At 40.6% G+C, this 9,297-nt stretch carries 10 protein-coding genes; all 10 read left to right on the top strand.

What is annotated here, in order from left to right; genetic code table 11:
• The first annotated feature begins 187 nt into the window (after positions 1 to 187).
• The 10 genes from G8761_RS26210 (at position 188) to lysS (ending at position 8,834) form a co-directional block, all read left to right on the top strand.
• Positions 188 to 973 (top strand): type III pantothenate kinase, encoded by a 786-nt coding sequence (locus tag G8761_RS26210; protein WP_166030873.1) that lies wholly within the window; start codon positions 188 to 190, stop codon positions 971 to 973.
• Positions 974 to 983: 10 nt separating this feature from the next.
• Entirely contained in the window at positions 984 to 1,862 is an 879-nt protein-coding gene (hslO, locus tag G8761_RS26205) for an Hsp33 family molecular chaperone HslO (protein WP_166030872.1), read from the top strand.
• Positions 1,863 to 1,886: 24 nt separating this feature from the next.
• A complete protein-coding gene (locus tag G8761_RS26200) occupies positions 1,887 to 2,783 on the top strand; it encodes a peptidyl-prolyl cis-trans isomerase (protein ID WP_166030871.1) in 897 nt (298 codons plus the stop codon).
• Positions 2,784 to 3,168: 385 nt separating this feature from the next.
• Positions 3,169 to 4,095: a cysteine synthase A gene (gene cysK, locus G8761_RS26195; protein ID WP_166030870.1), complete on the top strand. Its 927-nt coding sequence runs from the start codon at positions 3,169 to 3,171 to the stop codon at positions 4,093 to 4,095.
• Between the two features lie 147 nt (positions 4,096 to 4,242).
• Complete coding sequence (gene folP, locus G8761_RS26190; RefSeq protein WP_166030869.1) at positions 4,243 to 5,088, top strand: dihydropteroate synthase; 846 nt, start codon at positions 4,243 to 4,245, stop codon at positions 5,086 to 5,088.
• A complete protein-coding gene (gene folB / locus G8761_RS26185) occupies positions 5,081 to 5,440 on the top strand; it encodes a dihydroneopterin aldolase (protein WP_166030868.1) in 360 nt (119 codons plus the stop codon). Before folP ends, folB begins: the two co-directional genes overlap by 8 nt.
• A gap of 2 nt (positions 5,441 to 5,442) precedes the next feature.
• Positions 5,443 to 5,952 carry a 2-amino-4-hydroxy-6-hydroxymethyldihydropteridine diphosphokinase gene (gene folK, locus G8761_RS26180; RefSeq protein WP_166030867.1) on the top strand — a complete coding sequence of 170 codons (510 nt, stop codon included), beginning with the start codon at positions 5,443 to 5,445 and terminating at the stop codon, positions 5,950 to 5,952.
• Positions 5,904 to 6,116 carry a helix-turn-helix transcriptional regulator gene (locus G8761_RS26175; protein ID WP_166030866.1) on the top strand — a complete coding sequence of 71 codons (213 nt, stop codon included), beginning with the start codon at positions 5,904 to 5,906 and terminating at the stop codon, positions 6,114 to 6,116. Before folK ends, G8761_RS26175 begins: the two co-directional genes overlap by 49 nt.
• 36 nt (positions 6,117 to 6,152) lie before the next feature.
• Positions 6,153 to 7,151: a tRNA dihydrouridine synthase DusB gene (gene dusB / locus G8761_RS26170; protein ID WP_166030865.1), complete on the top strand. Its 999-nt coding sequence runs from the start codon at positions 6,153 to 6,155 to the stop codon at positions 7,149 to 7,151.
• A gap of 201 nt (positions 7,152 to 7,352) precedes the next feature.
• The gene (lysS, locus tag G8761_RS26165; RefSeq protein ID WP_166030864.1) at positions 7,353 to 8,834 is read left to right on the top strand and encodes a lysine--tRNA ligase; all 1,482 of its coding nucleotides are present in this window, start codon (positions 7,353 to 7,355) and stop codon (positions 8,832 to 8,834) included.
• Positions 8,835 to 9,297 lie beyond the last annotated feature (463 nt).

Genomic DNA, 9,297 nt, shown 5'->3' with positions numbered 1-9,297 from the left:
TTTAGCTTTTCCGAGGATGACTACGTGATTCGTCTTATGCCTGTTGGGGCTAACCAGGGCGCTTGCGCCTTTTGTTCCGTAACAGATTTCTTTTGTGATAAGGATTCTTTTATGGTTTTAATCATATATGATATGATGTTTGCAGTGAATAATACAAAAATTGAATCTTGATGAAGTGGTGATAAACTTGATTTTTGTTTTCGATGTAGGAAATACAAATATTGTTTTAGGGGTATATAAAGGTGAGGAATTAAAGCACCATTGGAGAGTGGAAACAAACCGAAACAGGACAGAGGATGAGTATGGGATGATTGTAAAATCATTATTTGACCATGCTGGTCTCGGATTTGACGAAATTGATGGAATTATTATTTCTTCTGTAGTTCCTCCCATTATGTTTGCTCTAGAAAGAATGTGCCATAAGTATTTCCACGTTAAACCGCTTGTTGTTGGCCCTGGAATGAAAACTGGCCTGGATATTAAATACGAGAATCCAAGAGAAGTTGGAGCAGACCGTATTGTAAATGCAGTAGCTGCTATTCATGAGTACGGCAGTCCTTTGGTAATCGTCGACTTTGGAACAGCAACAACATATTGTTATGTAAATGAAAAAGGCCAGTACCTTGGAGGAGCTATAGCTCCAGGGATAAAAATTTCTACGGAAGCTCTATATTCAAGGGCTGCTAAACTTCCGCGTATCGAAATTGTGCGTCCTGAAGGTGTGGTAGGGAAAAACACAGTAGCGGCCATGCAGGCTGGAATACTATATGGATACGTAGGGCAAGTAGAAGGAATTGTAAAAAGAATGATGGATCAAAGTGATAAAAAACCAACGGTCATTGCCACTGGCGGTTTATCCACCCTAATCGCGCAAGAGTCAACTATAATAGATATTGTGGATCCATTTTTAACATTAAAAGGCCTTCAGCTCATTTATAAACGGAATATGGATACTATAAGGAATAATAGCTAGGAGGGGTTTTATGAGTGATTATTTAGTAAAGGCATTAGCCTATGATGGTCAAGTAAGAGCATATGCTATAAGAAGTACTGATACAATCCGTGAAGCACAGCGCCGGCACGAGACATGGCGTACAGCTTCAGCGGCACTGGGACGGGCTATGACCGCAGGTGTAATGATGGGTGCCATGTTAAAAGGTGAGGAAAAACTGACAATCAAAATTGAAGGCGGCGGACCAATCGGCAATATTCTTGTGGATAGCAATGCTAAGGGGGAAGTCCGAGGATATGTTTCCAACCCGCAGGTTGATTTCGAGTCCAATGAATTTGGCAAGCTTGATGTCCGCAGGGCTGTTGGAACAGATGGAACTTTAACAGTTGTAAAAGATATAGGCCTTCGTGACTTTTTTTCAGGACAGGTTCCGCTTGTATCAGGTGAGCTTGGAGAAGACTTCACCTATTACTTTGTTACTTCCGAACAGGTTCCTTCTTCTGTTGGTGTAGGTGTTCTGGTAAATCCAGACGATACAATTCTTGCTTCCGGAGGATTTATCTTTCAGCTGATGCCAGGAACAGAGGATGAGACGATTACAAAAATAGAAGAACGGCTTAAGACTATACCGCCCATATCAAAGCTTATTGACAAGGGGTTAACTCCTGAACAAATACTTGAAGAGTTATTTGGGAAAGAAAACGTAAAGATACTTGAATCCATGCCAATCCATTTTAAATGCAATTGTTCAAAAGAACGGTTTGGCAATGCCATAATCAGTCTTGGTTCAGAGGAAATTAGAGAGATGATTGAAACAGACGGAATGGCAGAAGCCCATTGCCATTTCTGCAATGAAAAGTATCATTACTCAAAGGAAGAGCTGGAGGAATTCGAAAGGCAAGCTAAATAAATAGTCTTACTGGGGGAAGAGAAGGTGAAAGCAAAGCAGCTTTGGCTTGTAATCGCCGGACTTATTTTGCTGAATTGCATTACCGTGGCTTTTTTCTTAACAAAAGCAAAGGGTGCTAACGGGGCAGGCTTTACAGGGGAAACGGTAGCCACTGTAGGAGACAGAAAAATAACCAGGCAGGAATGGCTGTCCGAACTTGAATTGCGGTATGGCCAGGATGTTTTAAGAGATATGATAGATCAAAAGGTAATTGGCCAGATGGCTGAGAAATATAATATTAAAATATCGGATCAGACCGTTGACCGTGAAATGAAAATGAATCAAGCCATGTACAGCTCAACCCATAATGGACAGAACACGAGCCAGAAAAAATGGAAAGAGCAAATTAAATACAATTTGCTGCTGGAAGATATATTGACCAAAGATGTAGTTGTCCCTGAAAAAGAAGTTAAAAAGTATTATGAGAGGAATAAGGACCTCTTTAATGTCCCGGACTCCTATCATCTTTCTCATATACTTGTTAAAACAAAGGCAGAGGCTAAAAAGACAGAAAAAGAGCTTGCCGGAGGTTCTAGTTTCAGAGCTTTGGCAATGGAGCGCTCCATAGATGAATTTTCAGCCAATCAGGGTGGCGATATAGGCTATCTTAATGAAGAGGATGAAAGATATCCCGCAAAGTATCTTGATGAAGCCAAAAAACTTAAAAAGGGCCATTGGAGCAGTCCAATAAAAACAGATGATGGATACGCCATAATTTATCTTCAAGAAAAAATAAAAGGCCAGAGCTATACTTATAAAGAGGTTGAGGGCCAAATCAAGAGGCAGATTGCTTTGGAACAAATGAAAGAGCCTGCAACGGCCAAAACGTTTTGGGATGAAGCTAAGGTTAATTGGTTTTATGGCGAACAGAAAAAGGACTAAAGGGATAGATGAAAATTCTTCCCTTTTCTTTTTATATTTTTGCTTAGTTAAAGAACAGTGTTGATTTTTATCTATGTTGATTGTAGCGGAAGGACATCAGACTCCAGCGGGAAAAGCGGGTCAGGGGAGACCCCGCAGGAGCTAAGTGACGAGGAGGCTCCCGAACTGCCCGCGGAAAGCGAGTGTCTTCGGGACAGGCAAAAGGCGGCCTGTCCCTGCGATGATGCTTCTTAGAAGCATTCCTTTGTGGAGAGAAAATCAACAGCAAAGTTTAACAGAACTATATTTTTAATAAAAAATAGTGCAAATGGATTGACAAATCTTTATAAAAATTGGTAAATTTGAATTAATCCAATAAAAATACTCGGAATAAGGAGTGACAAATATGGTACGCGTGGCAAATTCAGTGACCGAGCTTATCGGCCAAACACCTATCGTTAAACTAAACAGACTTTCAGATGAAAACAGTGCAGATGTTTATGTAAAACTGGAGTATATGAATCCAGGAAGCAGCGTAAAAGATCGTATTGCTTTAGCTATGATTGAAGCTGCAGAGGAAAAGGGCGAATTAAAAGCTGGAGATACCCTTATAGAGCCTACAAGCGGAAATACGGGCATTGGTCTTGCAATGGTTGCGTCTGCAAAAGGATATAAAGCTGTACTGGTAATGCCTGATACTATGAGCTTGGAACGCCGTAATTTGCTCCGTGCCTATGGAGCTGAACTTGTTTTAACTCCTGGTGCTGAGGGAATGAACGGAGCGATCCGCAAATCGGAAGAACTTGCTAAAGAAAATGGCTACTATATGCCACAGCAATTTAAAAATGAAGCGAACCCTGAAATTCACCGCAAAACAACAGGAAAAGAAATTGTAGAACAATTGGATAGTTTAGATGCTTTCGTAGCTGGAATCGGAACAGGAGGAACCATCACTGGAGCTGGCCAGGTTCTTCGTGAAGCTTTCCCTGAAATTAAAATATTTGCAGTGGAGCCTACAGATTCTGCAGTATTATCTGGGGGCAAGCCAGGCCCGCATAAAATTCAGGGAATCGGAGCTGGGTTTGTGCCGGATGTTCTTGATACAAAGGTATATGATGAAATCATTCAGGTTACAAATGACCAAGCATATGAATATGCACGTCGTGCTGCAAAAGAAGAAGGTGTTCTTGGCGGCGTTTCATCTGGTGCTGCAATCTATGCTGCACTTCAGGTTGCTAAGGAGCTTGGCAAAGGCAAAAAAGTTCTTGCCATCCTGCCAAGTAACGGTGAAAGATATTTAAGTACTCCACTTTACAACTTTGATGAACAATGATGTAAATTTATAAAATCTCCTGAAGCATTGGCCTAGGCCAATGCTTCTTTTTGGGTTTCAATTTTTAATCCGGCATAAATTTAATGGTAAAATAAGAATTATGAAATTCCGCTGGATAGAAAGAAGCTTTTGCTATGGAGGATAACAATGACAACATTTGAAAAAAGCATAATTCAATGCGGTCCATATACCCTTGATTATGGGAAAAAGACAATTATAATGGGGATTCTGAACGTTACACCAGATTCTTTTTCTGATGGAGGAAGATTTAACGCAATTGATGCTGCGATAAGCCGTGCGAAAGAAATGGTGGATCAGGGGGCTGATATTATTGATATAGGCGGTGAGTCGACACGTCCAGGTCATGCTCCTGTATCCGCAGAAGAAGAGATTGAGCGTGTAATACCAGTTATACGTACGTTATCTGAACAGGTTCAGGTACCTGTTTCTATCGATACGTATAAGGCTGAGGTTGCCCGTGCGGCCATTAATGCTGGGGCACATATTATTAATGATGTATGGGGTGCGAAGGCCGACCCTGATATGGCAAAAACGGCTGCGGGATTAAATGTACCGATAATCCTTATGCACAACCGTAATAACCGGGATTACCAGCATTTTTTTCGTGATGTGATGAATGATATATATGAAAGTATACGCCTTGTGAAGGATGCTGGTGTAAGAGATGAGAATATCATCCTGGATCCAGGGATTGGTTTTGCAAAAGACTATTCTGAGAACATTACTATGATGAACAACTTGGAAAAACTCGTTGGAACTGGATATCCGGTTCTTTTGGCAACTTCCCGAAAATCAATGATTGGACAGGCACTTGATCTTCCTGTAAACGAACGTATGGAAGGTACAGGAGCAACTGTCTGTTACGGAATTCAAAAGGGATGCCAGATGGTTCGTGTACATGATATTAAAGAGATGGCGAGAATGGCAAAAATGATGGATGCCATGATGGGGAAAGGGGTAAACCGTGGATAAAATTTATGTTAATAAAATGGAGTTTTACGGATACCACGGCGTTTTTTCTGAAGAGACTAAGCTTGGCCAGCGATTTAGGGTAGACCTCACGGTTAGCCTCGATTTAAAAAAAGCGGGAGAAACCGATGAACTGGAGTATTCCGTCAACTACGCGGAACTTTACAATGTGTGTAAAGGCATTGTTGAAGGTAAACCGTTTAAGCTAGTGGAAGCTGTTGCTGAAAAAATTGCTGCGGAGATTTTGGGAAGTTTCCCAATGGTAGAAGAAACAAAGGTAAAGGTTATTAAGCCGGACCCACCAATTCCAGGCCATTATCAATCGGTTGCAGTGGAAATTACAAGGAGTAGGTAACTGTGGAAAATTCAGCTTATATTTCTCTGGGTTCGAATATGGGAGATAGGTTCTGCTATTTAAAAATGGCTGTTCAAAGTTTAAAATATAACCCAAAAATAAAATTAGTAAATTGTTCCTCTATTTACGAAACAGACCCTGTCGGCTATGAGGATCAGGATTTATTTTTAAATATGGCGGTTGAAGTAAAGACAGTACTGACAGCCCAGGAACTTCTGGAGGTCTGCCTTGCAGTCGAACTTGAACTTGGAAGGAAGCGGGAAATAAAATGGGGTCCCAGAACAATAGACCTTGACATTCTTCTTTATAACCAAGAAAATATTGAAACAGAGACGCTTATTATCCCGCATCCTCGGATGCAGGAGCGAGCTTTTGTAATGGTGCCCCTTTTTGAAATTGCCGAGAATGCGAGTACCTTACCTTTCTCTCTCGAAAAAATACCTGAAAGTGAAGGAGTCCGAATATGGAAGCGGAAAAATGGGGAAGACGTATTCGAGCTTACCGAAAGCTAAAAGGCTACACCCAGGAAAGTTTTTCAAAGGAATTAGGCATCTCAGTATCCATTCTTGGGGAGATAGAAAGAGGCAATCGAGTACCTAATCCAAAATTAGCTGACGAGATGGCACAGGCGTTACAGATAAGTTTAGAAGAATTGACTCCTCCCGAGGAGCAGTAATATATAAATCAGCAAAGGACAGGGGGGTAATCGATAATGCTTAAAATAGGCGATATCGAAATGAAAAACCCAGTAGTACTGGCCCCTATGGCAGGCGTGTGTAATTCTGCATTCCGCCTTACCGTTAAGGAATTTGGCGCAGGGCTTGTTTGTGCGGAAATGGTCAGTGACAAGGGAATTGTTTTTAAAAATGAAAAAACGATAAATATGCTTTATATTGATGAAAGAGAAAAACCACTAAGCCTTCAAATCTTCGGTGGTAAAAAAGATACACTGGTTGAAGCTGCTAGGTTTGTAGATAAAAATACAAACGCTGATATTATTGATATTAATATGGGATGTCCTGTTCCGAAAATCACAAAGTGTGATGCAGGGGCTAAATGGCTTCTTGATCCTAATAAAATTTATGAAATGGTATCAGCTGTAGTTGATGCCGTTGCAAAGCCGGTTACAGTTAAAATGCGTATGGGCTGGGATGAAGATCACATTTATGCCATTAAAAATGCCCAGGCAGTAGAACGTGCCGGAGGCAAAGCAGTATCTCTTCATGGCAGAACGCGGGTCCAGATGTATGAAGGAAAAGCAAACTGGGATATTATCCGTGAAGTTAAGCAGTCAATTAACATTCCTCTTATCGGAAATGGAGATGTCCAAACTCCCCAGGATGCAAAACGTATGTTAGAGGAGACAGGTGTAGATGGTGTTATGATTGGCCGTGCGGCATTAGGTAACCCATGGATGATTTACAGCACGGTTAAGTATCTTCAAACAGGTGAACTAGCCGGAGAGCCATCTGTACGGGAGAAAATTGATGTATGTACACTTCACCTCGACAGGCTGATTGCTTTGAAAAATGAATATGTAGCAGTTCGTGAAATGAGAAAGCATGCTGCCTGGTATCTAAAAGGTATCCGTGGAAATGCAAAAGTTCGTAATGCAATTAATGAATGCAATACACGTCAGGATCTAGTAACACTATTTAGTACTTTGGTTGATGATGTGGAAGCGGAAGAACAGGAAGCAACTGTATCCTAAGGTTTGACAGTATTGATTCAAATTTTCTATAATACATCTGTAAAAATAGAAGCTGCCAGTAAATAAACTGGCAGTTTTTCTTTATAAACACATTTTTGATGTCTGAATCAGCAAAATTGTGTAAAATAATAAGATATGTACAAGTTTTCTACCAGGAACCTTTCCTTTACATATTAGATATTAAAATTGGAGTTGATAGGCATGAGCGAAGAATTAAATGATCAATTAAGAGTAAGACGCGAGAAAATGAGCGATATGCGATCAAAAGGCCTTGATCCTTTCGGTAAACGATTCGATCGTACAGACGATACAAAAAGCCTTATTGAAAAGTACGGAAATCTTGAAAAAGAAGAATTAGAAGCTCAAAACGTTTCAGTTATCCTTGCAGGCCGGATTATGACGAAGCGAGGAAAAGGGAAAGCCGGATTTGCCAATATCCAAGATTTAACCGGACAAATTCAAATCTATGTGCGCCAGGATGCCGTTGGTGAAGAACAATATGGTATTTTTGATTCCGCAGACCTTGGAGATATTGCTGGCGTTAAGGGAACTTTATTTAAAACGAAGGTTGGAGAATTATCGGTTAAAGTTAATGACTTTGAATTTTTAACCAAGGCTCTTCGCCCTCTTCCAGATAAATTCCACGGATTAAAAGATATTGAGCAGCGATACCGTCAGCGTTATCTTGATTTAATAGTCAGCGAAGAGAGCAGACAAACATTTGTGACTCGAAGCAAAATTATTCGTGAAATCCGCCGTTATTTAGATGACAACGGCTATTTAGAAGTTGAAACTCCAATGATGCACAGCATTGCCGGCGGTGCGGCGGCAAGGCCATTCATTACACATCACAATGCCCTTGATATGCAGCTGTTTATGAGAATCGCCATTGAACTTCATTTGAAGCGTCTAATTGTAGGGGGACTTGAAAAAGTATACGAAATTGGCCGTGTATTCCGTAATGAAGGAGTATCGACCCGTCACAATCCTGAATTTACAATGATTGAGCTTTATGAAGCGTATGCTGACTACCGTGATATCATGTCTCTGACTGAAAATCTTGTTGCTCATGTAGCCCAAGAGGTTCTTGGAACTACAACGGTTCAATACGGTGACTATGAGGTGGATTTGAAGCCGGAATGGAAAAGGCTCCATATGGTTGATGCCATAAAGGAATACACTGGTGTTGATTTCTGGAAACAAATGAGTGCAGAAGAAGCCCGCGACTTAGCTAAGGAACATGGCGTAGAAATTAAGGACACTATGCTCTATGGGCATATTGTCAATGAATTCTTTGAGCAAAAGGTAGAGGAAAAGTTAATTCAGCCAACATTCATTTTCGGGCATCCAGTGGAAATATCACCGCTTGCTAAGAAAAATGATGAGGATCCACGCTTTACTGACCGATTTGAATTATTTATTGTAGCCCGTGAGCATGCAAATGCATTTACGGAATTAAATGATCCGATTGATCAAAGGGAACGTTTTGAAGCTCAGCTTAAAGAACGCGAGCAGGGCAACGATGAGGCCCATGAGATGGATGAGGATTTTGTAGAGGCGTTAGAATACGGAATGCCGCCTACAGGAGGACTGGGAATTGGAATTGACCGTTTGGTAATGCTGCTGACCAATTCACCATCTATCCGTGACGTATTATTATTCCCTTTAATGAGACACCGATGATCCTTATGATCCAGAAAAAGAGTGCTGCAGATGCAGTGCTCTTTCTTTTTAAGTTTTTGCGGCTATAGGATTTTTCGGCAGAACAATTAGAAAATTACTTCTTTAATTTATACGAATAAATTTCAAGAAAAGCTATTGCAAGATAGGTTTATAGGTGGTATATTAGTTTCTGTTGCTGCAAGACAGCAAGCAAGCAAAGAAAAAACAAAGCAAAAAAGTTATTGACATCAGGTTGTAAACCTGATAATATAATAAAGTCGCCCACAAGCGACGAACGCAATAAACTTCATGATGCAATCTTATAATTGCTCCTGCGCCAGAGCTTATTCAAGAAGAATATGTTCAGCTCGTCGCAAGGCTGCAAAGAGGATGAATCAAAGAAGTTACCTTGCTCTTTGAAAACTAAACAAACAAAGCGTGAACAAACAAACAATAACATGATGAATTTATTCATCAGCCAACG

This window comes from Neobacillus terrae (assembly GCF_011393025.1).
In the GTDB taxonomy this organism is placed as follows: domain Bacteria; phylum Bacillota; class Bacilli; order Bacillales; family Cytobacillaceae; genus Neobacillus_A; species Neobacillus_A terrae.
The sequence above is the reverse complement of the archived record's forward strand: the minus strand, read 5'-3'. Positions and strand labels throughout refer to the sequence as shown.

Excerpts from the sequence above, each read along its gene's own strand:
- hslO (WP_166030872.1), top strand. The coding sequence starts at position 984 with ATGAGTGATTATTTAGTAAAGGCATTAGCCTATGATGGTCAAGTAAGA.
- cysK (WP_166030870.1), top strand. The coding sequence starts at position 3,169 with ATGGTACGCGTGGCAAATTCAGTGACCGAGCTTATCGGCCAAACACCT.
- folP (WP_166030869.1), top strand. The coding sequence starts at position 4,243 with ATGACAACATTTGAAAAAAGCATAATTCAATGCGGTCCATATACCCTT.
- G8761_RS26175 (WP_166030866.1), top strand. The coding sequence starts at position 5,904 with ATGGAAGCGGAAAAATGGGGAAGACGTATTCGAGCTTACCGAAAGCTA.
- dusB (WP_166030865.1), top strand. The coding sequence starts at position 6,153 with ATGCTTAAAATAGGCGATATCGAAATGAAAAACCCAGTAGTACTGGCC.
- lysS (WP_166030864.1), top strand. The coding sequence starts at position 7,353 with ATGAGCGAAGAATTAAATGATCAATTAAGAGTAAGACGCGAGAAAATG.